Genomic DNA, 22,807 nt, shown 5'->3' with positions numbered 1-22,807 from the left:
CCGATCCACGCGTGAAGGGTGTGGCCCCGGTACCCGTACCGGGGCCACACCCATGACATCTGTCATCCGCGGGACAGGACGCCCGGCACTGCCGCCCGGACCGTGCCGTCGGCGACGCTGCTGCCATGACCGCAACAGTGTTCACGCACGTGAGCAAGAGCTTCGGTCAGGTCCGGGCCGTCGACGACCTGAGCCTGACCCTCCACCCGGGTGAGACCGTCGCCCTGCTGGGCCCCAACGGCGCCGGCAAGTCGACCACGCTGGACCTGCTGCTGGGGCTGCGCACGCCCGACTCCGGCACCGTCGAGGTCTTCGGGACCACCCCGCGCCGGGCGATCACCGAGGGCCGGGTCGGGGCCGTGCTGCAGAGCGGCGGCCTCATGGAGGAGGTCACCGTGCGCGAGCTGGTACGGCTCGCCTGCGACCTGCACCCGCGGGCCCACCCCGTCGCCGAGGTGATGGCGGCCGCCGGGCTGGAGTCCATCGCCGACCGCAAGGTCGACAAGCTCTCCGGCGGCCAGGAGCAGCGCGTGCGCTTCGCCCTGGCCACGGCGGGCGCGAGCGACCTGCTGGTCCTCGACGAGCCGACCACCGGCATGGACGTCTCCGCCCGGCAGGCCTTCTGGGAGGCCATGCGCGGCCAGGTGAAGCAGGGCCGTGCGGTGCTCTTCGCGACCCACTACCTGGAGGAGGCGGACGCCGTCGCCGACCGGGTGCTCGTCCTGCAGGGCGGCCGGCTGGTGGCCGACGGCACCGCCGCCGAGATCAAGGCGCGGGCCGGGGCCCGGCGTATCGTCTTCGACCTGGACACCCCGCCGGACGAGCCCGCCCTGCGGGCCCTGCCGCGGGTCACGGACGTGGAGGTCACCGGGCGCACGGTGCGCATCCGCTCCACGGACGCCGACGCGACGGTGCACGCGGTCTACGCGGCTGGGCTCTACCCCCGGCACCTGGAGGTCGCCGGGCTCGGCCTGGAGCAGGCCTTCCTGGCCATCACGGAGTCGTCCAAGGAGTCCACGGAGGAGGTGGCGGCGCGATGAGGACGCTGGCCCGGCTGGAGATCCTGCGCGTCCTGCGCAACCGCAGGTTCATGTTCTTCTCGGTGCTGTACCCGGTGCTGCTCTTCATGATCCTCACGGCGGGGCAGAAGGCCGCGATGGTGCCGTACTACATGGTCGCGATGTGCGCCTTCGGCGCCATGACCGCCGTGCTCATGGGCAACTCCGAGCGGATTGCCCGGGAGCGCGACAAGGGCTGGGTGCGCCAGCTGCGGCTCACCGCCCTCCCCGGGCGCGGCTACGTCCTGGCGAAGATCGCCGCGGCCGCCACGGTCAGCCTGCCCTCGATCGTGCTCGTGCTGCTCGCCGGCGGCGCCGTGAAGGGCGTGCGGATGGCCGCCTGGCAGTGGGCCGGGGTGCTGCTCACCAGCTGGGCGGGGAGCTTCGTCTTCGCCGCGCTCGGCGTGGCCATCGGCTACGTCGCCTCGGCGGAGACCGCCCGCCCCATCGCGATGATCGCCTACTTCGGGCTCGCGCTGCTCGGCGGCCTGTGGATGCCCTTCAGCTCCTTCCCCGGCTGGCTGCGCGACATCGCGAACCTGCTGCCGGCCCGGCCGTATGCGGCGCTCGGCCAGGCCGTCGAACTCGGCCAGGCCCCGCACGCCCGGGACATCGCCGTACTGGTGGTCTACGGGCTGGTCTTCGCCGGGACGGCCGCTTGGATGTACCGCAAGGACACCGCGAAGGCCTGAGAGGAGAACGATCGTGGCCGCCGGAACGACACAGCAGCGGGAGGCCGCCGAGCCCCGGGACGCCCCGGCCATCGGCAGGGCCCCGGAGAACCGCCGCCAGGCCGTGGTCAAGCTGGTCTGGGTGGCCATGTGGATGCTCTACCTGGGCGCCCCGGTCAGCGACCTCGCCGAGGGCGGGCACGGCCTCACCGCGACCGTGCTCGGCTGGCTCGGGCTCACCGCCTTCGTCGCCGCCTACCTGGGCATCGTCTTCCTGCGGACCAACGCGGAACACCAGCCGCGGTGGGTGTACGGGCAGCTCCTGCTGCTCGGCGCGCTGGGCCTGCTGATGACGTTCACCCTGGGCGACGCCTTCCTCGTGCTGTTCGTCTACCTGGCCGTCGGCTGCGGGGCAGTGCTGCCCGGTCGGCAGGCGCGCTGGGCGATCCCGCTGGTGACCGCGGTGCTCGCGGCCGTCGCCGGGCTCACCGGGGCGAACCAGGCCACGGTGGTCTCGCTGCTCGTGCCGTGCCTGCTCGGCGGCTACGCCATGACCGGGGTGCGCCAGCTGGTGCGCACCACCCGCGAACTGCGCGAGGCCCGGGCGGCGGTGGCCCAGCTGGCCGCCACGGAGGAACGCCTGCGGCTCGCCCGCGACCTGCACGACCTGCTCGGCCACTCGCTCTCGCTGATCACCCTCAAGAGCGAACTGGCCGGGCGCATGCTGCCCGGCCGTCCCGAGGACGCCGCCGCGCAGGTCGCCGACATCGAGCGGGTCAGCCGGCAGGCCCTCGTGGACGTGCGGGAGGCCGTCAGCGGCTACCGCAGGCCCACCCTCGCCGCCGAGCTCGCCGGCGCCCGTGGCGCGCTGCAGGCCGCCGGGGTCCGCGCCGAGCTGCCCGCGACCGTGGCCGCCCCGCTCGCCCCGGAGGCCGAGGGCGCGCTGGCCTGGGCCCTGCGCGAGGCCGTCACCAACGTCGTACGGCACAGCGGCGCCGCCCGCTGCGTGGTGACCGTCGCCGAGGACGACGGCACGGTACGGCTCACCGTCGCCGACGACGGGCGCGGCCCGGGCCCCGGCGGCACACGGTGCGGCAACGGGCTGACCGGCCTGGAGGAGCGCCTGATGCTCGCCGGTGGCCGTCTGGAGACCGCCGCGGACGGCGGCTTCACCCTCCACGCCGTCGTCCCTGCCGACTACGCTCACGGCCATGATCCGGGTGCTGCTGGCGGAGGACCAGTCGATGGTGCGCGAGGCCCTGGCCGCGCTGCTGGGGCTTGAGGAGGACATCGAGGTGGTCGCGCAGGTCGCGCGCGGCGAGGACGTCGTCGGAGCGGCCCGCGACGCCGGGGCGCAGGTCGCCCTCCTCGACATCGAGATGCCCGGCGCGATGACCGGCCTCGACGCGGCCGCCGTGGTGCGGGCGGAACTGCCCGGGGTCCGCGTCGTCATCGTCACCACCTTCGGCCGGCCCGGGTACCTGCGCCGGGCCATGGAGGCGGGCGCCGACGCGTTCCTGGTCAAGGACGCGCCCGCGGGGGAACTCGCGGAGGCGGTGCGCAGGGTGCTGCGGGGGGAGAAGGTGATCGACCCGGTGCTCGCCGCCGCCGCGCTCTCGGAGGGGGCCGACCCCCTCACCCCGCGCGAGCGCGACGTCCTGCGCGCGGCGGCCGACGGTTCCCTCAACGCGGACATCGCCCGGCGCCTCCACCTCTCCGAGGGGACCGTCCGCAACTACCTCTCCACCGCGATCCAGAAGACCGCCGCGCGCAACCGCGCAGAAGCGGTCCGCATCGCCCTCGAACGCGGCTGGCTCTAGCCGCCCGCCGCCCGTGCCCACCCGTTCCGCCTCGCGGCGGACCGCCTGCCACAACCCGCCTGCATGCCGGCACCCCCCGGTCAGTTGAGGAGCGCCCGGGCGGCCCGCGCCTGCCGCCGCATCGCGGTCGCGGCGGAGGGCTCCGCCTCGGCGAGCACGTCCGCGTACGCCTCCATCTCCGCGGCGCCCCGCGCGAAGTCCCCCTTCCGCACCAGGAGTTGGGCGTGTTCGAGGCGCAGCCGTGCCGGATGGTGGGGCAGCAGCAGCGCCAGTTCGACCGCCCACAGCTGCGTCGTCAGGTGCTCCGGCCGTGCCGAGGCCCACGCGCGGATGTTGTTGAGCACCCGCAGCACGATGTCCAGGGGATCCGCGGGTTCCAGCATCGCCGGGGAGGGCGCGGCCCCCGTCGCGCCCGCCACCAGCAGGCGCACGTCCTCCTCCCCGAGCCGCCGGCCGCCGTTGAAGGGGTCGGTCAGCACGAAGACGCCCGCGGGGTCGCCGAAGCCCACGACGAAGTGCCCGGGGAGGGCGACGCCGTGGACCGGGCCGCCGGCGCGCCGGACGACCTCCATCCAGACCACCGACAGCAGGATCGGCAGCCCGCGCCGTCGCTGCAGCACCTCGTGCAGCAGCGAGGACTCCAGCCGCTGGTAGTCGGCCGGGGAGCCGCCGAACCCGCAGCGGCCGGCGAGCAGTTCGGCGGTGGCGTCGGCCCACTCGGCGGGGCCGGTGAGGCCGTATGGCAGGAGCCCGGCGAGACGGTCGAGTTCCATCTGCGCCGCGTCCGTCCCGGCCTCGTCGAGGGACGGGTCGGCCTCGGCCCCGATGAGCAGGCACAGGTCCGCGAGGTCGGGGCGCACCTCGCGGGCGGCCTCGGCGAAGCGCTGCCTGGTGGAGTCGTCCATACCGGGGTTCTCACCCTTCCGCGGACAGCGGGCCGCGCCGGTAGTGGTACGCGTGGTGGGTGGTGAAGCCCATCCGGTCGTAGAGGGCGCGCGCGCCCTCGTTGTCGGTCTCGACCTGCAGGTACGCGCCGGAGGCGCCCTCGTCCAGGGCCTTGCGGGCGAGCGCGGCCATCACGGCCAGGGCCAGTCCGCGCCGCCGGTGGGAGGGGGCCACCTCGACGGCGCCGAAGGAGGCGAAGCGGCCGTCGACGACGCAGCGCCCGATCGCCGCGGGCCCGGTGTCGGCGGGGTCGCCGTCCCCCGGCACCGTGGCGAACCACACCGAGGGGCCGCCGGTGAGCACCTTCAGGGCCGCGTCGCCGAGGTCACCCGTGCGGTGGTAGCGGGCGAGCCACGCCGCGTCGGCCTCGCGGGACAGGCGTACGGCCTCGGCGCCGGGCAGGTCCGCGATCGGCGCCAGGGCGGCCGTGCGCAGCAGGGCGTGGCCCTCCGCCGTCCAGCCGAGGCCGCCCAGCGCCTGCGCCAGCGTCTCGTCGGAGTCCTCGCTGCCGGTCGTGACCTGCACGTACGCCGGCAGTCCGCGATCGCCGTACCAGCGGGCGATCCGCGCGGCGGCCTCCGTCAGCGGGACACCCGGATCGCCCAGGGGCAGCACGGAGTTGGCGCGCCGGGTGAAGCCGCCGGCCGCCCGCAGCGTCCACGCGCCCAGCCGGGCGGCCTCCTGCGCGGGCCAGCAGCGGGAGGCCGATTCCTGCAGCTCCCTGGCCGTCGCGCGGGGCGCACGGGCGCCGCGGCGCGCCGGTGCGTCGGGCACGATCTTGCCCGCGACCAGGGACGATTCCGCGATGCGGACGGTCTCCCCGTCCCGACGGGTGACAACAAGCACCCCTTCGTTCCACGATGTGAGAATCCCGACGGCGTCGGCGAACACCGGCCGCCCCTCGACGATCTCCGCGATCCTTCGGACCGAAACGCGTTTGCCCACGTCAGAAGGGGTTATGCGTACCTCGAGCCGGCCTCCGGCGGTGAAATCCATGCTCATGACCGCCCCTCCTGTTCGTCTGCTGCCCAAGAACGGAGATACTAGGGGCGGGCATCGACGACGCCGCGCTCCCGCGCGAGACAGCCCTACCGAGGAGGAACGACAGCGTGACCTACGTCATCGCGCAGCCTTGTGTCGACGTCAAGGACAAGGCGTGCATCGAGGAGTGCCCCGTCGACTGCATCTACGAGGGCCAGAGGTCCTTGTACATCCACCCGGACGAATGCGTCGACTGCGGAGCCTGTGAGCCGGTCTGCCCGGTGGAGGCCATCTTCTACGAGGACGACACCCCGGAGGAGTGGAAGGACTACTACAAGGCGAACGTCGAGTTCTTCGACGAGCTCGGCTCGCCCGGTGGTGCCTCCAAGCTCGGGCTGATCGAGCGCGACCACCCCTTCATCGCCGCCCTGCCGCCGCAGGGCGAGTGACCCGACCGTTGCGGGCGGTCCCGTACGGCACACCGCCGTACGGGACCGCCGTGTTTCAGGTAGTGGCAGGCCGCGTGCCTGCGAGGAACGGAAAGTGAGCACCACCGTGGCGCAGCCAGTCTCGTCCAGGCTCCCCGTCTTCCCCTGGGACCGGCTCGAACCGTACAAGGCCACGGCCGCCGCCCATCCCGGCGGCATCGTCGACCTGTCGGTCGGCACCCCGGTCGACCCGGTCCCGCACATCGTGCAGCGGGCCCTGGCCGGGGCCGCGGACAGCCCCGGGTACCCGACCGTGTGGGGGACGCCCGAGCTGCGCGCCGCCATCACCGGCTGGGCCGGCCGCCGGCTGGGAGCCACCGGCCTGACCGACGCGCACGTGCTGCCGGTCGTCGGCTCCAAGGAACTGGTCGCCTGGCTGCCGACCCAACTGGGTCTCGGCGCGGGCGACAAGGTGGCGTACCCGCGGCTGGCCTACCCGACCTACGAGGTCGGCGCGCGGCTGGCGGGCGCCGAGGCGGTCGTCTACGACGAACCGACCGAGCCCGACCCGGCCGGGCTGCGGCTGCTGTGGCTCAACAGCCCCTCCAACCCCACCGGTCGCGTGCTGTCCAAGGACGAGCTGACCCGTGCCGTCGCCTGGGCGCGCGAGCACGGCGTGCTGGTGTTCAGCGACGAGTGCTACCTGGAGCTGGGCTGGGACGCCGACCCGGTGTCGGTCCTGCACCCGGACGTCTGCGGCGGCTCCTACGAGGGCATCGTGGCCGTCCACTCGCTGTCCAAGCGCTCCAACCTGGCCGGCTACCGCTCAGCGTTCCTCCTGGGCGACCCGGCCGTGCTCGGCGAGCTGCTGCAGATCCGCAAGCACGGCGGCATGATGACGCCCGCCCCGGTGCAGGCCGCCACGGTCGCCGCGCTCGGGGACGACGCCCACGTGGCCCGGCAGCGCGAGCGCTACGCGCGGCGGCGGGCGTCCCTGCGCGAGGCCTTCGAGGCGGCCGGCTTCCGCATCGAGCACAGCGAGGCGAGCCTGTACCTGTGGGCGACGCGTGACGAGTCCTGCTGGGACACCGTCGCGGACCTGTCCAAGCACGGCATCCTCGTGGCGCCCGGCGACTTCTACGGCGCGGCGGGGGAGCGGTACGTGCGGATCGCCTTCACGGCCACCGACGAGCGGGTGGCGGCGGCGGTGCGCCGGCTGTCCTCCTGAGGCGCGGGCGGCCACGACGCGGGCGCAAAGGGCCCGGGGAGCACCGCTCCCCGGGCCCTTTCGGTGCGGCTGTGGGGGGTCAGCCGCCGATGGGGAGCCCCTGGAGGGGCAGCTGCCCGGTGGAGGGGAGCCCGCCCGGCAGCCCGGAGCCCTTGGCGGCGGTCTTCCCGAGCTCCTGGGCGGTGCCGCCGACGGTCCTGGCGGTCTGCGTCGCCGCGCCCTTGACGGCGGGCTGGGCGTCCTTGGCCAGGTCGCTGACGGTGTCGGTCGTCGCGGGCAGCGCCTCCTGCACGGTCTTCACGGCGCCGGACTGCTTGGCCACGCCGTTCACGGTGCCGGTGAGCTCGGGGGTCTTGTCCACGTTGGTCAGCCCACCCAGGTCGCCGACCTGCGGCAGCGCTGCGGCGGACGCGGCACCGGCACCGATGAGAGGAGCCGCGGCCGCGCCGACCAGCAGGGCAGCCCGGGCGATCCGACGCGCGAGGGGGAGAGACATGGTGCTCCTTTTACGGAGAGACGACGGTTTCGACGTGACATGTCCGCGGGGCGGACGTCGTGACTACCGCGTGAAGGGGGCCGAAGGTTGCGGCCCCCAAGAGTAAAGAATTGGTAATGCGAAAGGATTCCCGGGACGGTAAAGCGGAGCAATTCGGACGGGGCCGGAAGTGCCGCGGAAACGTCACAGCCCTTGATCAGGAGCTTTTTTCGCACCCCCGAACGAGCGGATTCGCATCTGATGGTTTTGGCGTATCAATCACCCGCCTGGGGGTGAATGCCCGCACTATTGCGCGACGGTGATCCTGACGTCGCCGCCGGCCCCGTGCGCGGCGTCGGAATTCGATGCCGTCCAGCCCCGGTCGGAGGCCTCCGCCGACCACTCGCGGTTCCCGAAGGACACCTTCTCCACCTTCAGTTCATGGGCGTGCGCCACCGCCCACTGGGCCAGCTCCCAGCCCCGCCGGCCCTCGTCGCCGCGCGCCTCGTTCCCCGCCGGGGCCGACGGCACGGCCACCGTGCGCCGCGCCGGACCCCGGCCCCGCGCACCGTTCTTGGCGTCCCGCGCGGCCTCGCCGTCCGGGTCCGCGGGCGTCTCGGTGGTGCGCGGCGCCACGTCGGCCCCGAACTCCCGCACCAGCCGCTCCCGCACCTTCGCCGGGTCGCCCCCGGAGACCGTCCCCGCGGCCAGGGGGGTGACGCAGGTGAGCGCCCCGGCGTGCCGGCCGGTCAGCGCGCCGGCGAGCAGCGCGGCGTCCGCCTCGTGCTTGGCGTACGCCTGCGGGAAGCCGCTCTTCTGCACTTTCTGCGCGGCCACCGTGAGGGGCAGCCGGGAATAGCCGTGGATCTTCACCAGGCCGTCGAAGAATTCGTTGGAGGCGTAGACCGGGTCCATGATCTGCGCGGCCGTGCCCCAGCCCTGCGAAGGGCGCTGCTGGAACAGGCCCACCGAGTCGCGGTCCCCGTGGTCGAGATTGCGCAGCGCCGACTCCTGCATGGACGTGGCCAGCGCTATCGTCACCGCCCGCTCCGGCAGCCCGCGCGAGGTCGCCACCGCGGCGATCGTGGAGGCGTTCGCCGCCTGCTGGGGCTCCAGGGTCAGGCTGCCGGCCTCCGTGGTGACCGTGCAGGCCGGATGGCGCGGACCGCCGCCGACGCCGGCCAGGTGGTACGCGGAGTAGCCCGCGACCCCCAGCAGGACCAGTCCTGCGGTGATCAGACGGGCTGCGCGCCCCCGCCTGCGGGGGGCGCTTGCGGCGGGTGTCGAGGTCGACGGTGGCTTCGGCACGCGCACACCGTACCGAAGCCCGCTGTGCCGGTGGCCTCGTCAGGCCCCCGGTAGGGTCGGCGGCATGGAACGGCCCGTGCTCGATCTCAGTCAGGACGCCGCCGCCGTGACGGCGCAGCTCGTCGACATCCCCTCCGTCAGCCTCGCCGAGAAGCCGCTGGCGGACGCCGTGGAGAGCGCCCTGCGCGCCCTGCCCCACCTCACGGTGGACCGGGACGGGGACGCCGTCGTCGCCCGCACACGGCTCGGCCGGCCCGAGCGCGTCGTACTCGCCGGTCACCTGGACACCGTGCCGATCGCCGCGAACGTGCCCTCCCGCCTCGACGAGGACGGCGTCCTGTGGGGCTGCGGCACCTCCGACATGAAGTCCGGGGTCGCCGTCCAGCTGCGGCTCGCCGCGACCCTCACCGAGCCCAACCGCGACCTGACCTTCGTCTTCTACGACGCCGAGGAGATCGCGGCGGAGCACAACGGCCTCAAGCGGCTCGCCGAGAACCACCCGCAGTGGCTCGCCGGCGACTTCGCCGTCCTGCTGGAGCCCACCGACGCAAAGGTCGAGGGCGGCTGCCAGGGCACCTTGAGGTTCCGGGTGGAGACCACCGGCCGTCGCGCCCACTCCGCGCGCAGCTGGCTGGGCGAGAACGCCATCCACAAGGCCGCGCCCGTGCTGGCCCGGCTCGCCGCCTACGAGCCGCGGCGGGCGGTCGTCGACGGCCTCACCTACCGCGAGGGCCTCAACGCCGTCATGATCGAGGGCGGTCACGCCGGGAACGTGATCCCCGACTCCTGCGCGGTGATCGTCAACTTCCGCTTCGCCCCCGACCGTTCCGAGGCCGAGGCGTTCGCCCACGTCCGCGAGGTCTTCGAGGGCTACGAGGTGCGGCTGACCGACAGCGCCCCCGGCGCCCTGCCGGGCCTGTCCCACCCGGCGGCGGCCGCCTTCGTCGAGGCCATCGGCACCGAGCCCGCGCCCAAGGAGGCCTGGACCGACGTGGCCCGCTTCTCCGCGCTGGGCGTCCCGGCCGTGAACTACGGCCCCGGCGACCCCCGGCTCGCCCACACCCGCGAGGAGCACGTCGCCGTCGCCGCCGTCCTGGAGGCGGAGGAGAAGCTGCGCGCCTGGCTGTCGTAACGAGCAATTCAGCGGCGCGTTCTTGATCCGCCCGGCGGACGCGGTCGTACCCTGACCGGACGGCAGCGAAAGGAGCGCGACATGGACAGTGACGCGGAGGAGGCGTCCGCCGCCGAGACAGCCGCGGCGGAGGGCAGCAGCCCCACGGGGCGCGGCTGGCCCGAGCGCCACACCGGTCCCGTCGTACGACGCCGGGGCCAGGTGCAGAAGTCGACGACCGACCAGCGGCTGCTGGACACCCGTGGACCCTCGGACTGGGTGCACGGCGACCCGTGGCGCGTGATGCGCATCCAGTCGGAGTTCGTCGAGGGCTTCGGTGCGCTCGCCGAACTCGGCAGGGCGGTCAGCGTCTTCGGGTCCGCCCGTATGGCGGAGGGCTCGGCCGACTACGAGATTGGCGTCCGCATCGGCCGCGCCCTGGCCGAGGCGGGCTTCGCCGTCATCACCGGCGGCGGCCCCGGGGCCATGGAGGCGGCCAACCGGGGTGCCTGCGAGGCCGGCGGGGTCTCGGTGGGCCTGGGCATCGAGCTCCCCTTCGAGCAGGGGCTCAACCCCTACGTCGACATCGGCGTGAACTTCCGCTACTTCTTCGTCCGCAAGACGATGTTCGTGAAGTACGCCTCCGGGTTCATCGTCCTGCCGGGCGGCTTCGGCACCCTCGACGAGCTCTTCGAGGCCCTCACGCTGGTCCAGACCCGCAAGGTCACGCAGTTCCCCATCGTCCTGTTCGGCTCCGCCTACTGGCGCGGCCTGGTCGACTGGGTCCGCGACACCGTCGTGGACGGCGGCAAGGCGTCCCCGGTCGACCTGGAACTCCTCCACGTCACGGACGACGTCGACGAGGCGGTCGCCCTGGTGACCAAGGAGACCGGCGACTGAACCGCGGGCCCTACGCCAGCCCCCGCCGGGCGACCGCCGGGGGCCGGTGTCCCGCGATCGAGGCCACCATGTCCAGCACCTGACGGGTCTCGGCGACCTCGTGCACCCGGTACACCCGGGCGCCGAGCCACGCCGAGACGGCGGTCGTCGCCAGGGTGCCGATCAGCCGCTCCCTGACGGGGCGGTCCAGGGTCTCGCCCACGAAGTCCTTGTTGGACAGCGAGACCAGCACCGGCCAGCCGGTGGCCGTCATCTCCGGCAGCCGCCGGGTCGCCTCCAGCGAGTGCCGGGTGTTCTTCCCGAAGTCGTGGCCGGGGTCGATGAGGATGGCGTCCCGCCGCACCCCGAGCGCGGCCGCCCGCTCCGCGAGGCCCACCGTCACCTTCAGGATGTCGGCCATCACGTCCTCGTAGCCGACCCGGTGCGGCCGGGTGCGCGGCAGCGCGCCGCCCGCGTGGGTGCAGACCAGGCCGACGCCGTGCTTCGCGGCGACCTCGGCGAGCCGGGGGTCGACGCCGCCCCAGGCGTCGTTGAGCAGGTCCGCCCCGGCCTCGCAGACCGCCTCGCCGACCTCGTGGCGCCAGGTGTCGACGCTGATCACCACGTCGGGGTGGCGCCGGCGCACCTCGGCGACGAAACCGGCGGTCCTGCGGATCTCCTCCTGCGCCGAGACCTCCTCGCCGGGGCCCGCCTTCACCCCGCCGACGTCGATGATCGCGGCGCCCTCCGCGACCGCGCGCCCGACGCGTTCGAGGGCCGGTGCGTCGGTGAACGTGGCGCCCTGGTCGTAGAACGAGTCCGGCGTCCGGTTCACGATCGCCATGATCACGGGCTCGTGCTCGCCGAATTCCCGTGTGCCCAGCCGCAGCATGTCGCGCCTGCCTCCCTCGAAATGTCGTACGCCGATCGAAGATAGTCGCCGACCGCACACCGCGCGCACGGCGCGACGTGGCACGATCGTGGCGTACACGTCGGGCCGACCCCGGGAGAGGTCTTGTTCTGGTTCATGCTCATCGCGTTGGTCGCGGTGGTCGCCGCGGTCGCCCTCGCGGTGCTCGGCGACGGCGGGGTGCTCCGTGACGTGGAGCCGGACCGGGTGGAGGACCGGCTGCCGCCGCAGCGGCCGGTGGGCCGCGCGGACGTCGAGCGGCTGCGCCTGCCGGTGACCGTGCGCGGTTACCGCATGGTGGACGTCGACGACGTGCTGGAGCGCCTCGGCGCGGAACTGGCCCAGCGCGACGCCCACATCGCCGACCTGGAGGCCGCGCTGGCCGGCGCCCACGCCACCCGGCTCGGCGGCCACTCGCTACTCAAGGACGCCGACGAGGCCCCGCGGGCCCCCGAGGACCCGCGCGCCCCCGGGAGCGGGCTGTGAGCGACGGCGGCGTGGTGACCGGGCCGGACGGCCTGGCCCGCTGTCCGTGGGGGCTGTCCACCGACGACTACGTCGAATACCACGACACCGAGTGGGGGCGCCCGGTGCACGGCGAGGCGGCCCTCTTCGAGCGGCTGTGCCTGGAGGCCTTCCAGTCGGGCCTGTCCTGGATCACGATCCTGCGCCGCCGCGAGGGCTTCCGGAAGGCCTTCGCCGGCTTCTCCCCGGAGGCGGTCGCCGCCTTCACCGACGACGACCGGGAGCGGCTCCTCGCCGACACCGGCATCATCCGCAACCGCGCCAAGATCGACGCCTCCATCGGCAACGCGCAGGCCACCCTGGCGCTGCGCGAGGCCCACGAGGGCGGTCTGGACGCCCTGGTCTGGTCGTACGCGCCGGACCCCGCCGGACGCCCGGCACCCCGCACGGTCGCGGACGTGCCGGCCGTCACGGCGGAGTCCACCGCGCTGGCCAAGGACCTCAAGAAGCGCGGCTTCCGCTTCGTCGGCCCCACCACGGCCTACGCGCTGATGCAGGCCTGCGGCCTGGTGGACGACCACCTGGCCGACTGCTGCGCCCGCCGCTGAGCGTCCCGCCCGTCCCGGCCGCCCCGCCCGCCGCGGCTCAGCGGCCGAGGAAGCGGGGCTTGTCCTTCTTCAGGAACGCGTCGACGGCGATCCGGTGGTCCTCGGAGGCGCCGGCGGCCGTCTGCAGCTCGTCCTCCTTGGCCAGCGTGTCGACCAGCGAGTGCCCCTCGCCGTACGCCAGGGAGGCCTTCACCGCCGCGTAGGCGACCGTCGGGCCCTCGGCGAGGGTGCGGGCGACCGAGGCGGCCTCGGCGGCCAGCTCGCCGGCCGGGACCAGGCGGTTGGCGACGCCCAGCTCGAAGGCCTCCTGCGCGCTGATCGTGCGCGGGAAGAGCAGCAGGTCGGCGGCGCGGCTGCGGCCCACCAGCCGGGGCAGCGTCCAGGAGGCCCCGGAGTCGGCGGTCAGGGCGACGCCGACGAAGGAGGTGTTGAAGGCGGCGGTGTCGGCGACCACGCGGTAGTCGCAGGCGAAGGCGAAGCCGGCGCCCGCGCCTGCGGCGACCCCGTTGACCCCGGCGACGACGGGCTTGGGCATGGTGGCGATCGCGGTGACGATCGGGTTGTAGTGCTCGCGCACCGTGGACATGGCAGGCCCGCCGCCCTCCTGCTGGAGGAACGCGACGTGCTCCTTGAGGTCCTGGCCGACGCAGAAGGCCTTGCCGTTCGCGGTCAGCAGCACGGCCCGCACCGCGGGGTCGGCGCCCGCCGCCTCCAGGGCGTCCCGCAGGGCGACCTTGGTCTCCACGTTCAGCGAGTTCATCGCCTCGGGGCGGTTCAGGGTGATGGTGGCGAGCCCGTCACTCACCTCGTACAGCACGGTGTCGGCCATGTGGTCCCCTTCGTCGCGGCTCACGTTCGGGGCCAGCATGCCGGAGATCGCCGGGCACGGACATGTGACCCCCATCAAACGCGGCCGAGAGTGCGATCACCGAAATGGACGGTTTTGCGGGACCGGGTTCTCGAACGGATGGGAACCGATGTTGGTCATCAGGTCACCCGATGCGGGATAATGGCCGAGAACCAATGTGTTCGAGTCCGGTGGCGCCTGGGCCACCGTGTGCGAAGAGCTGGTTTCAGGAAGGGGAACGAGCATGGCGGCCATGAAGCCGCGGACGGGTGATGGCCCGCTCGAGGTGACCAAGGAGGGGCGGAGCATCATCATGCGCGTTCCGCTCGAGGGCGGCGGACGGCTTGTCGTCGAGCTGACTCCGGACGAGGCGGATGCACTCGGCGAGGCTTTGAAGAAGGCCATCGCCTGACAACCGGCCAATCCAAGCCTTGGGCCCCTGGCGGCATGCGCCGGGGGCCCACTTGTTTGTCCGTTTGCGCGCCGCTCCGGAAACAGGTGCATTCCGGGCGGGGAAATTGTCAGCCGCGCCGTACCGCGCAGAGCAGGCCGTCGTCGGTCGGCAGCAGGACGGGGGCGAGGGCCGCGTTGTCCCGTACCGTCCGCATCAGTTCGCGCAGCCGGATGACCTCCGGTTCGGAGTGGGCGGCGTCCATGGACCGGCCCTGCGCGAAGGCCCCCTCGAAGCAGACCAGCCCCCCGGGGCGCAGCAGGCGCAACGATTCGCCCAGGTAGTCCGGGTACTCCAGCCGGTCCCCGTCGCAGAACACCAGGTCGTAGCCGCCGTCGGCGAGCCGGGGGAGGACGTCCAGCGCCCGGCCGGGGATGAAGCGGGCGCGGTTCCCCGCGAACCCCGCCTCCCGGTAGGCGGTGCGGGCGTGCTGCTGGCGGTCCGGTTCGGTGTCGACGGTGGTCAGCACGCCGTCGGGGCGCATGCCCTGCAGCAGGTGGATGCCGGAGACCCCGGTGCCGGTGCCGATCTCCACCACCGCCTTGGCGTCCGTGGCGGCGGCCAGCAGTCGCAGTGCCGCGCCGGTGCCGGGGGAGACGGGGCGCACGCCTGCCTCACGAGCTCGCCCGCGGGCTCGTATCAGCGCGTCGTCCTCGGCGACGAAAGCGTCCGCGAACGCCCAGCTCGCCTGCCGGTTGCCGGTAATTGCCCTCTCCTGTCCGCCTGACGGTTGCAGCCCGCCTGGCGACTGTATCCGTTGCGGTCGGGAACCCGCAGATGGGACCGCTCGTTGGTACCTGCGACGGACCTGAACGTCAGGGCCGGGAGCGATGCGCCCGGCACTTATCCGGAGCTAACGGGCGAGGTGGCTATGGTAGGGGCTCTACTGGACACCACCAGAGCCGACAGGGGAGGTGCGGCTGCGGCGGGTCACCGGGGAGTGCTGTCGCGCTTCCGCAGGTCGGCCGGCGAGCCGAAATCCGTGACCGATACAGCTGACGACCGTCCGCGCAACGACGAGTCCGTGACTGTGGCCGCCAACGCGACCTTCGCCACCGACGGGGACAACCAGGCGTGGACCCCCCCTTCGTGGGAGGAGATCGTCAGTACGCACAGTGCCCGGGTCTACCGCCTGGCGTACCGTCTCACCGGCAACCAGCACGACGCCGAGGACCTCACCCAGGAGGTCTTCGTCCGCGTCTTCCGCTCGCTGTCGACGTACACCCCCGGCACCTTCGAGGGCTGGCTGCACCGCATCACCACCAACCTCTTCCTCGACATGGTCCGCCGCCGTCAGCGCATCCGCTTCGACGCCCTGGGCGACGACGCCGCGGAGCGGCTGCCGAGCCGCGAGCCGTCCCCGGCGCAGCACTTCGCCGACACCCACTTCGACGCGGACATCCAGCAGGCGCTGGACACCCTCGCCCCGGAGTTCCGTGCGGCCGTCGTGCTCTGTGACATCGAGGGACTGTCCTACGAGGAGATCGCCGCGACGCTCGGCGTGAAGCTGGGCACCGTGCGCAGCCGTATCCACCGCGGTCGTTCGCACCTGCGCAAGGCGCTGGAGCACCGTGCGCCGGCCGCCCGTGCGGGCCGCGCGCCCGTCCTGGCCACCGGCCGGCCGGCCCTGGAGGGCGGGAGCACGTGAGCAGCGGTGTCAGCCGGCATCTCACGTGTGCCGACCAGCACTTGGGCGACCACCTCGCCGCCTTCGTCGACGGCGAGCTGCACGACGACGCCCGCGACCGGGTGCTCGCGCACCTGGCGACCTGCCCCGACTGCAAGGCCGCTGCCGACGAGCAGCGCCGGATGAAGGACGTGGTCGCCGCCTCGGCGCCGCCCGCCCTCTCCGCAGGCCTGCTCGCCCGCCTCCAGGAGCTGCCCGGGGGTGACGGGGACGGCGGAAGAGGGCCCTTCGGGGACGGCGGACTGATGGAGACGGCCAGCCTCGGCGGTGAGCGCCTCGGCGGCGGTCTGTTCGGGAAGGCGCGCGAGGAGTTCTCGCTTCCCCTGTCCGCGTCCGCGTCGCGCGGCTTCCGGATCCACGAGAGCGGCCGCTCCGGCGCGGCGGTCGCGCCCGTCGGCCCCGCTTCGTCCGCCGCAGCGGCCCGCGGCCGGCGCCGGTTCGCCTTCGCCGCGGCGGGCGCGGTCTCCATGGCGGCCATCGCGCTCGGCGGCGCGCTGCCGCTGGACGCCGCGGTCGACGGAGCCGGCGGCACCCCGCTCTCCCGCAGCGGCCCGGGCGCCCCCGCGACGCCGTTCAGCGGCGCGACCGCCCGCGCGGCGGCCGACGTGTGGAGCACGGCCACCAGCGACCTGCTGCACCCCGACTCCCGCGGCATGCATCCGTTCGGCGTCGGCACGGACGGCCGGGTGCCCGCCGGCACCGTCACCCGGCCGCTGGGTCTGTCGGGCGACGACCGGTCGGTCACCGGCTCGGCCGCGTCCGCGGTCCCGGGGGTCACCCCGGCACCCGCCCTGGCCCCGCCGGCGACCGCGAGTCCCTCCGCTTCGCCCGCCTCGTCGAGCGGCGCGACGGCCTCGCCGGCCGTGCCCGTTCCGTTCGACTCGGTCGTCCCCCTGGTCGGCCACTTCCCCGTGACCCGCTGAGCGGTCGGCTGCGGGCGGCGCCGACTCCTGGTTCAATCCAGGGAGGACTGGTCGTCGTAGGGGAGCACCGTGGACGAGGGGAAGGCCGAAGGGCCGAAGTGGTGGAGCCGGCCGGAGACGGTCGCGCCGGTTCCCCCTGAGCCGCGGGACCGGCCCGCCCCGGACACGGTCCCCGACGCACCCGCAGGGCCCCCCGCCGGAGCGGCCCCCCGGCACACCCCGGACCCGTACGACACCCCGCCGTACGGCGAACCCGGCCCCTTTGCGCCCGCGCCGCCCGTACAACCTCCCGCCGGCGCGGCGCCACCGCCGCACCAGCCCGCGCCCCCGCCCCCGCCGCCGAGCGGCCCGCCCGGACCCCCGGCACCGCTGTCCGTCGGCCAGTGGCACCGCTACGACCCCTGGGCGCCCCCGGGCGGCTCCACGGGGCAGCAGCCGACCGCCCGGCGCACGGGGAGCCGGCGCGCCCCGCTGGCGGCCGCCCTGATCGCCGTCACCCTGATCGCCGGAGGCGTCGGCGGGGCGCTGGGCGCCTACGTGCACGACAGCGGCGGCACGCCGGAGGTCACCCTGCCGCAGGCCACCGCGGAGGCCGGCACCCGCGCCCCGGACAGCATCGCGGGCATCGCGGCCCAGGTCCTGCCCGGCGTCGTCTACATCCACGTCAAGGGCGACGCCGGTGAGGGCACCGGCACCGGGTTCGTGCTGGACGGCGAGGGCCACATCCTCACCAACAACCACGTGGTGGAGAGCGTCGCCAAGAGCGGCACCATCTCGGTGACCTTCAACGGCGGCCAGGTGAAGCCCGCCACGATCGTGGGCCGGGACACCGGCTACGACCTGGCGGTCATCAAGGTCAGCGGGGTGAAGGGGCTCCACCCGCTGACCCTCGGCGACTCCGACGCCGCCCAGGTCGGCGACCCGGTCGTCGCCATCGGCGCCCCGTACGGTCTCGAGGGCACCGTCACCTCCGGCATCATCAGCGCCACGCAGCGCCCGATCACCGCGGGCGGGGAGACCAACAGCAGCGACGTCAGCTACGTCGACGCCATCCAGACCGACGCCCCGATCAACCCCGGCAACTCCGGCGGTCCGCTGGTGGACGCCAAGGGCCTGGTCATCGGGATCAACAGCGCCATCCGCTCGGCGGACAGCGGCTCCGACCCCTTCGGCAACAGCACCCAGGGCGGGAGCATCGGCCTCGGCTTCGCCATCCCGGTCAACCAGGCCAAGCGGGTGGCCGAGCAGCTGATCAACGACGGCAAGGCCACCCACCCGGTGATCGGCGTCAGCATCAACCTGCAGTACTCCGGCGACGGCGCCCAGGTCAGCCCCGAGGGCCAGGGCGAGGGGGACTCGGTGACCCCGAACGGCCCCGGCGCCAAGGCGGGCATCGAACCCGGTGATGTGATCACCGCCATCGACGGCAAGCGGGTACACAACGGCGAGGAGCTGATCGTGCGGATCCGCGCCCACCGGCCCGGCGACACGCTGCAGCTCACCGTGAAGCGGGACGGCAAGCAGCGCGCCATGGAGCTGACCCTGGGCTCGGCCAGCGGGAACTGAGCACGGCGCATTCGGGATTTACCGGGGCGCGACCTACTGTTGACCCTGCCCACTCCCGTGCGGACGGTTGGGGCAGGTACGGTGAGATCCGCCGGATTCCGTCCGCCGGCCGAGGACCACGAGGAGCTGCACGGTGTTTTCAGACATAGGCGCGCTGGAGGTCGTCGCGCTCGTGATCCTTGCCGTGCTCGTGTTCGGGCCGGACAAGCTGCCCAAGGTCATCAAGGACGTGATGCAGTTCGTCCGCAAGGTGCGGGAGTTCTCCGACAGCGCGAAGGCGGACATCCGCAGCGAGCTGGGCCCGGAGTTCAAGGACTTCGAATTCGAGGACCTGCACCCGAAGAACTTCGTCCGGAAGCAGCTGCTGGACAACGACGAGCTGGGCCTGAAGGAGATCCGCAACGGATTCGACTTCAAGGAGGAGATGTCGGCGGTCACCGACGCCGTGCACGGCCGCGACAGCGGCGGCTCGGGTTCCGCCGCGGGCTCCCCGGGCACCCCGGACCGGCTGCGCAAGCGCGACGGCCTGACGCCCGGCGAGGCCCCGCCGTTCGACTCCGACGCCACCTGATGCAGGGGCCTGCCCCGATCACGTAGCGCGAGTGGCTATTCTCCCTTTGTTTGCCCTTATGGAGGAGGCGCCGCGCGTATGGAGACCACAGCTGATCCGGCGGATCGTACGACCGGCGGCTATCTCAAGGCCGACTTCACCTGGTACGGACTGGACGAGGCGTTCACCGGCGACCGCTGGCTCGCCCCGGTCGGCATGAGCGCCGACGGCACGGTCGAGCACGGCTCCACCGGCCACGGCGACGAACCGTCGGTCAAGGTCGAGCCCACCCCCGACCACCGCCGCTTCGTGGTGGTCGTCACGGTCGCCGACCGCCCGGTCCGGCGCAGCTCGGACGGCACCGGCGTGCTGGACGCCACCTCGGTCGCCTCGGCGGCCTGGCTGGCGGGTTCCGGACTACTGACCTGCACCTGGCCCACCCAGATGGAGCGGCACCTGCGGCAGAACTGGCTCGACCAGCAGACCGCCATCGCCTGGGACCTCGCGGACAACCTCGAGGGCCCCGACTGGTCGGCGCTCAGCCTGCCGGTGGACGGCGTCCCCACGCCGTTCCACTACCGGGAGTCGGAGTACGGCTGGGTGATGGCCGGATCGGCGCGCGGGGTGCACCTGGGTGCCTTCGGGCGCGGGATGAGCGCCTACGGCCTCGGCCTGGCCCAGGTGAAGGACATCACCACGTATCGGCCGTGAGGCCGTGAGCAATGGCTCAGGGGCGCCTGCCGGACCGGGAGGGCGCCCCTGAGCCGTTCGGCGGGCCGGTCGCGGCCGGCCCGCCGGTTCAGAACTTGTTGCGCGGCGTGATGCCCAGCGACATGCCGGCCAGTCCGCGCTGACGCCCGCCCAGCTTGCCCGCGATGGCCCGCAGCGCCGAGCCGGCCGGGGACTGCGGGTCGGTCAGGACGACCGGGCGGCCGTCGTCGCCGCCCTCGCGCAGCCGCACGTCGATGGGGATCTGGCCGAGCACCGGCACGGTCGCGCCGGTGGTGCGGGTCAGGCCCTCGGCGACCCGCTCGCCGCCGCCGCTGCCGAAGACGTCGACCATCTCGCCGCAGTGCGGGCAGGGCAGCCCGGACATGTTCTCGATGACGCCGACGATCTTCTGGTGGGTCTGCACGGCGATGGTGCCCGCCCGCTCGGCGACCTCGGCCGCCGCCTGCTGGGGCGTGGTGACCACGAGGATCTCGGCGTTCGGGACCAGCTGCGCGACGGAGATCGCGATGTCGCCCGTGCCGGGCGGCAGGTCGAGCAGCAGCACGTCCAGGTCGCCCCAGTACACGTCGGCCAGGAACTGCTGCAGCGCCCGGTGGAGCATCGGTCCGCGCCACACGACCGGGGCGTTGCCCGGGGTGAACATGCCGATGGAGATGACCTTCACACCGTTGGCTGAGGGCGGCATGATCATGTTCTCGACCTGGGTCGGACGGCCGTCCGCGCCCAGCATCCGCGGCACGCTGTGGCCGTAGATGTCGGCGTCGACCACACCGACCTTGAGGCCGTCGGCGGCCATCGCGGCGGCCAGGTTCACCGTCACCGAGGACTTGCCGACGCCGCCCTTGCCGGAGGCTACCGCGTACACCCGGGTCAGCGAGCCGGGCTGGGCGAAGGGGATCTCCCGCTCCGCCTGCCCGCCGCGCAGCGAGGTGGTCAGCTCGCGGCGCTGCTCGTCGCTCATCACGTCCAGTTCGACGGTCACCGCGGTGACCCCGGCGACCTTCGACACGGCGGTGGTCACCAGGTTGGTGATGGTGTCCCGCAGCGGGCAGCCCGACACCGTCAGGTACACGCCGACCCGCACCGCGCCGTCGTCCGCGATGTCGACCGACTTGACCATGCCGAGGTCGGTGATCGGCTTGTGGATCTCGGGGTCGTTCACCGTCGCGAGCGCGGCGCGCACCGCGTCGGGCGAAGGGGAGGAGCCGTACGCTTCGGTAGCCATGCGTCGATGGTACGTCCCGCACCGTGCCCGCAGGACCCCCGGTGGGCGGGTTCACACGGCAGCGGGACGCCCCCGGCGGTCACTCCGCCTCGGCACGCTGCCGCTGGTCGATGTCCTTCAGCAGCTCCTGCAGTTCGGAGCGGATCCAGTCGCGTGTGGCGACCTCTCCCAGGCCGAGCCGCAGCGCGGCCACCTCGCGGGTCAGGTACTCGGTGTCGGCGATGCTGCGGTCGTTCGCCTTGCGGTCCTGCTCCAGGTTGACCCGGTCGCGGTCGTCCTGCCGGTTCTGCGCCAGCAGGATCAGCGGGGCGGCGTAGGAGGCCTGAAGCGACAGCATCAGGGTGAGGAAGATGAACGGGTACGAGTCCCAGCGCAGGTGGCGGGGCGCCAGCGCGTTCCACGCCACCCACGCGATGATCACCACCGTCATCCAGACGATGAACCGCCCGGTCCCCAGGAAGCGGGCGATCTTCTCCGACAGCCGCCCGAACGCCTCCGGGTCGTAGGAGGGCAGGAAGCTGATCCGCGGTACCCGCGGCTGGTCGAGGCGGACGCGGGGGCGCTCGTCGCTCACTGCGCCGCCTCGTGCAGCTCCGTCTCGCGCCAGTCCTCCGGCAGCAGGTGGTCCAGGACGTCGTCGACGGTGACGGCGCCCAGCAGCGATCCGCTGTCGTCGACGACCGGCACGGACACCATGTTGTACGTCGCGAGGAAGCTGGTGACCGCCGGCAGCGGGGTGTCCGGCGACAGTGGTTGCAGGTCGCTGTCGAGGAGCGCGCTGACCAGGGTGAACGGGGGGTCGCGCAGCAGCCGCTGGAAGTGCACCGTGCCCAGGTACTTGCCGGTCGGGGTCTCGTCCGGCGGCCGGCAGACGTACACCTGGGCGGCGAGCGCGGGGGACAGGTCCGGGTTGCGGACCCGCGCCAGGGCGTCGGCGACGGTGGCGTCGGGGCGCAGCACGATCGGCTCCGTGGTCATCAGACCGCCGGCGGTGCGCTCCTCGTACGACATCAGCCGGCGCATGTCGGCCGCCTCGTGCGGCTCCATCAGTCCCAGCAGCCGCTCCTGCTCCTCCTTCGGCAGTTCGGCCAGCAGGTCGGCGGCGTCGTCCGGGTCCATCGCCTCCAGCACGTCGGCGGCCCGCTCCTCCTCGAGCTTGCCGAGGATCTCCACCTGGTCGTCGTCCGGCAGCTCCTCCAGAACGTCGGCGAGGCGGTCGTCGTCGAGGGCCGCGGCGACCTCGGCGCGGCGCTTGGGCGACAGGTGGTGCAGGACGTTCGCCAGGTCGGCCGCGCGCAGCTGGTCGAAGGTGGCGAGCAGCGCCTCCGCGCCCTGCGCGTGCTCGTCCAGCGCGAAGCCGGTGACCGCGGACCACACCACGGTCAGCGTCTCTCCGCTGCGCCGCAGCGGGCCGCCCTTGCCGCGGCGCACGAAGGCCTTGTCGATCTCCCAGTCGCGGCGCGCCGCGAGGCGCACCATGGACACGTCCAGCACGGTCACGTCCTCGCCGGTCTCGACCAGCGTCACCCGCTGGTCAAGCAGCTCGCCGAGGACCAGGGTCTCGGTCGGGCGCTGTTCGAAGCGCTGCATGTTGACGACACCCGTGGTGATCACCTGACCGGACTCCACGCCCGTCACCCGCGTGATCGGCAGGAAGATCCGGCGCCGGCTGACGACCTCCACCACCAGGCCCAGCACACGCGGCGGCCGGCCCCCGACCCGCAGCATCACGACCACGTCCCGGACCCGGCCGACCTGGTCGCCGTTGGGATCGAAGACCCGCACCCCGGAGAGGTGCGAGACGAAGACCCGGGAGGTTCCCGCTGGCATGCCGCCAGGCTAACGCCGCCCCCGCCCCCCGGGCGCGCGGTAATGCTCCACGGGGGCTTCGCACCGCGTTCACAGCCGTTCACCCGGCCAGCGGTACGCTGCGGTAGCT

At 73.4% G+C, this 22,807-nt stretch carries 26 protein-coding genes; 16 read left to right on the top strand and 10 right to left on the bottom strand.

What is annotated here, in order from left to right; translation table 11 throughout:
• Positions 1–125: 125 nt before the first annotated feature.
• Genes PV410_RS25870 through PV410_RS25855 form a run of 4 tightly spaced genes read left to right on the top strand, consistent with a single transcriptional unit; the run spans position 126 to position 3,549 of the window.
• Positions 126–1,040, top strand: coding sequence for an ABC transporter ATP-binding protein (locus PV410_RS25870; protein WP_500328001.1), 915 nt, complete (start codon positions 126–128; stop codon positions 1,038–1,040).
• Positions 1,037–1,750, top strand: coding sequence for an ABC transporter permease (locus PV410_RS25865; RefSeq protein WP_500328000.1), 714 nt, complete (start codon positions 1,037–1,039; stop codon positions 1,748–1,750). The genes PV410_RS25870 and PV410_RS25865 overlap by 4 nt, the downstream gene beginning before the upstream one ends.
• A 13-nt stretch (positions 1,751–1,763) precedes the next feature.
• Entirely contained in the window at positions 1,764–3,011 is a 1,248-nt protein-coding gene (locus PV410_RS25860) for a sensor histidine kinase (RefSeq protein ID WP_500327999.1), read from the top strand.
• On the top strand, positions 2,941–3,549 hold the full coding sequence (locus PV410_RS25855) for a response regulator (RefSeq protein WP_500327998.1): 609 nt from the start codon (positions 2,941–2,943) through the stop codon (positions 3,547–3,549). Before PV410_RS25860 ends, PV410_RS25855 begins: the two co-directional genes overlap by 71 nt.
• Positions 3,550–3,629: 80 nt before the next feature.
• Here the strand turns inward: PV410_RS25855 and PV410_RS25850 are convergent, their stop codons facing one another.
• Both PV410_RS25850 and PV410_RS25845 read right to left on the bottom strand, forming a co-directional pair.
• Positions 3,630–4,454: a transglutaminase family protein gene (locus tag PV410_RS25850; protein WP_500327997.1), complete on the bottom strand. Its 825-nt coding sequence runs from the start codon at positions 4,452–4,454 to the stop codon at positions 3,630–3,632.
• Positions 4,455–4,464: 10 nt separating this feature from the next.
• Positions 4,465–5,490, bottom strand: a complete 1,026-nt coding sequence (locus PV410_RS25845) for a GNAT family N-acetyltransferase (protein ID WP_500328047.1) — start codon at positions 5,488–5,490, stop codon at positions 4,465–4,467.
• Between the two features lie 113 nt (positions 5,491–5,603).
• Here PV410_RS25845 and fdxA point away from each other — a divergent pair, with 113 nt between their 5' ends.
• Together fdxA and dapC are read left to right on the top strand one after the other, a co-directional pair.
• Positions 5,604–5,924: a ferredoxin gene (gene fdxA, locus PV410_RS25840; RefSeq protein WP_018561461.1), complete on the top strand. Its 321-nt coding sequence runs from the start codon at positions 5,604–5,606 to the stop codon at positions 5,922–5,924.
• 94 nt (positions 5,925–6,018) lie between these two features.
• Positions 6,019–7,131: a succinyldiaminopimelate transaminase gene (dapC, locus tag PV410_RS25835; RefSeq protein WP_500327996.1), complete on the top strand. Its 1,113-nt coding sequence runs from the start codon at positions 6,019–6,021 to the stop codon at positions 7,129–7,131.
• Between the two features lie 79 nt (positions 7,132–7,210).
• On the opposite strand, the gene PV410_RS25830 is transcribed toward dapC, so the two are convergent.
• Together PV410_RS25830 and PV410_RS25825 are read right to left on the bottom strand one after the other, a co-directional pair.
• Entirely contained in the window at positions 7,211–7,627 is a 417-nt protein-coding gene (locus PV410_RS25830; RefSeq protein WP_500327994.1) for an ATP-binding protein, read from the bottom strand.
• A gap of 285 nt (positions 7,628–7,912) precedes the next feature.
• Positions 7,913–8,914 carry a VldE C-terminal domain-containing protein gene (locus PV410_RS25825; RefSeq protein ID WP_500327993.1) on the bottom strand — a complete coding sequence of 334 codons (1,002 nt, stop codon included), beginning with the start codon at positions 8,912–8,914 and terminating at the stop codon, positions 7,913–7,915.
• Between the two features lie 64 nt (positions 8,915–8,978).
• Between PV410_RS25825 and dapE the strand changes: the two genes are divergently transcribed.
• Both dapE and PV410_RS25815 read left to right on the top strand, forming a co-directional pair.
• Positions 8,979–10,046: a succinyl-diaminopimelate desuccinylase gene (dapE, locus tag PV410_RS25820; protein WP_500327992.1), complete on the top strand. Its 1,068-nt coding sequence runs from the start codon at positions 8,979–8,981 to the stop codon at positions 10,044–10,046.
• Positions 10,047–10,127: 81 nt separating this feature from the next.
• A complete protein-coding gene (locus PV410_RS25815) occupies positions 10,128–10,925 on the top strand; it encodes an LOG family protein (protein WP_500327991.1) in 798 nt (265 codons plus the stop codon).
• A 10-nt stretch (positions 10,926–10,935) separates the two neighbouring features.
• Here PV410_RS25815 and folP read toward each other — a convergent pair whose 3' ends face one another.
• A complete protein-coding gene (gene folP / locus PV410_RS25810; RefSeq protein ID WP_500327990.1) occupies positions 10,936–11,796 on the bottom strand; it encodes a dihydropteroate synthase in 861 nt (286 codons plus the stop codon).
• 123 nt (positions 11,797–11,919) lie between these two features.
• Here folP and PV410_RS25805 point away from each other — a divergent pair, with 123 nt between their 5' ends.
• On the top strand, positions 11,920–12,300 hold the full coding sequence (locus tag PV410_RS25805) for a cell division protein DivIVA (protein ID WP_499513785.1): 381 nt from the start codon (positions 11,920–11,922) through the stop codon (positions 12,298–12,300).
• The gene (locus tag PV410_RS25800) at positions 12,297–12,887 is read left to right on the top strand and encodes a DNA-3-methyladenine glycosylase I (protein WP_499513786.1); all 591 of its coding nucleotides are present in this window, start codon (positions 12,297–12,299) and stop codon (positions 12,885–12,887) included. Before PV410_RS25805 ends, PV410_RS25800 begins: the two co-directional genes overlap by 4 nt.
• Before the next feature lie 37 nt (positions 12,888–12,924).
• Here the strand turns inward: PV410_RS25800 and chcB are convergent, their stop codons facing one another.
• Positions 12,925–13,716, bottom strand: coding sequence for a 2-cyclohexenylcarbonyl CoA isomerase (chcB, locus tag PV410_RS25795; protein ID WP_500328046.1), 792 nt, complete (start codon positions 13,714–13,716; stop codon positions 12,925–12,927).
• A 262-nt stretch (positions 13,717–13,978) separates the two neighbouring features.
• Between chcB and PV410_RS25790 the strand changes: the two genes are divergently transcribed.
• Positions 13,979–14,146 (top strand): DUF3117 domain-containing protein, encoded by a 168-nt coding sequence (locus PV410_RS25790; RefSeq protein ID WP_018561471.1) that lies wholly within the window; start codon positions 13,979–13,981, stop codon positions 14,144–14,146.
• Positions 14,147–14,255: 109 nt separating this feature from the next.
• Here PV410_RS25790 and PV410_RS25785 read toward each other — a convergent pair whose 3' ends face one another.
• Positions 14,256–14,921 carry an O-methyltransferase gene (locus PV410_RS25785; protein ID WP_499516934.1) on the bottom strand — a complete coding sequence of 222 codons (666 nt, stop codon included), beginning with the start codon at positions 14,919–14,921 and terminating at the stop codon, positions 14,256–14,258.
• A gap of 135 nt (positions 14,922–15,056) precedes the next feature.
• On the opposite strand from PV410_RS25785, the gene sigE reads away from it, so the two are divergent.
• From sigE to PV410_RS25760, 5 genes are all read left to right on the top strand, one after another.
• Positions 15,057–15,833 (top strand): RNA polymerase sigma factor SigE, encoded by a 777-nt coding sequence (sigE, locus tag PV410_RS25780; RefSeq protein WP_500327989.1) that lies wholly within the window; start codon positions 15,057–15,059, stop codon positions 15,831–15,833.
• Positions 15,830–16,795, top strand: a complete 966-nt coding sequence (locus PV410_RS25775) for an anti-sigma factor family protein (RefSeq protein ID WP_500327988.1) — start codon at positions 15,830–15,832, stop codon at positions 16,793–16,795. Before sigE ends, PV410_RS25775 begins: the two co-directional genes overlap by 4 nt.
• Positions 16,796–16,864: 69 nt before the next feature.
• Positions 16,865–18,361, top strand: coding sequence for a S1C family serine protease (locus PV410_RS25770; protein ID WP_500327987.1), 1,497 nt, complete (start codon positions 16,865–16,867; stop codon positions 18,359–18,361).
• A 133-nt stretch (positions 18,362–18,494) separates the two neighbouring features.
• Positions 18,495–18,932, top strand: a complete 438-nt coding sequence (locus tag PV410_RS25765; RefSeq protein ID WP_500327985.1) for a sec-independent translocase — start codon at positions 18,495–18,497, stop codon at positions 18,930–18,932.
• A gap of 78 nt (positions 18,933–19,010) precedes the next feature.
• Positions 19,011–19,622 (top strand): hypothetical protein, encoded by a 612-nt coding sequence (locus PV410_RS25760; protein WP_499513791.1) that lies wholly within the window; start codon positions 19,011–19,013, stop codon positions 19,620–19,622.
• Between the two features lie 88 nt (positions 19,623–19,710).
• Here the strand turns inward: PV410_RS25760 and PV410_RS25755 are convergent, their stop codons facing one another.
• The 3 genes from PV410_RS25755 to PV410_RS25745 form a co-directional block, all read right to left on the bottom strand.
• Positions 19,711–20,868: an Mrp/NBP35 family ATP-binding protein gene (locus tag PV410_RS25755; RefSeq protein ID WP_500327984.1), complete on the bottom strand. Its 1,158-nt coding sequence runs from the start codon at positions 20,866–20,868 to the stop codon at positions 19,711–19,713.
• 79 nt (positions 20,869–20,947) lie between these two features.
• Positions 20,948–21,475 (bottom strand): DUF1003 domain-containing protein, encoded by a 528-nt coding sequence (locus tag PV410_RS25750; RefSeq protein WP_499516935.1) that lies wholly within the window; start codon positions 21,473–21,475, stop codon positions 20,948–20,950.
• Complete coding sequence (locus tag PV410_RS25745; RefSeq protein ID WP_500327982.1) at positions 21,439–22,698, bottom strand: magnesium transporter MgtE N-terminal domain-containing protein; 1,260 nt, start codon at positions 22,696–22,698, stop codon at positions 21,439–21,441. The genes PV410_RS25750 and PV410_RS25745 overlap by 37 nt, the downstream gene beginning before the upstream one ends.
• Positions 22,699–22,807: the final 109 nt, after the last annotated feature.

This window comes from Streptomyces sp. PA03-5A (assembly GCF_033792725.1).
Taxonomy (GTDB): domain Bacteria; phylum Actinomycetota; class Actinomycetes; order Streptomycetales; family Streptomycetaceae; genus Actinacidiphila.
The sequence above is the reverse complement of the archived record's forward strand: the minus strand, read 5'-3'. Positions and strand labels throughout refer to the sequence as shown.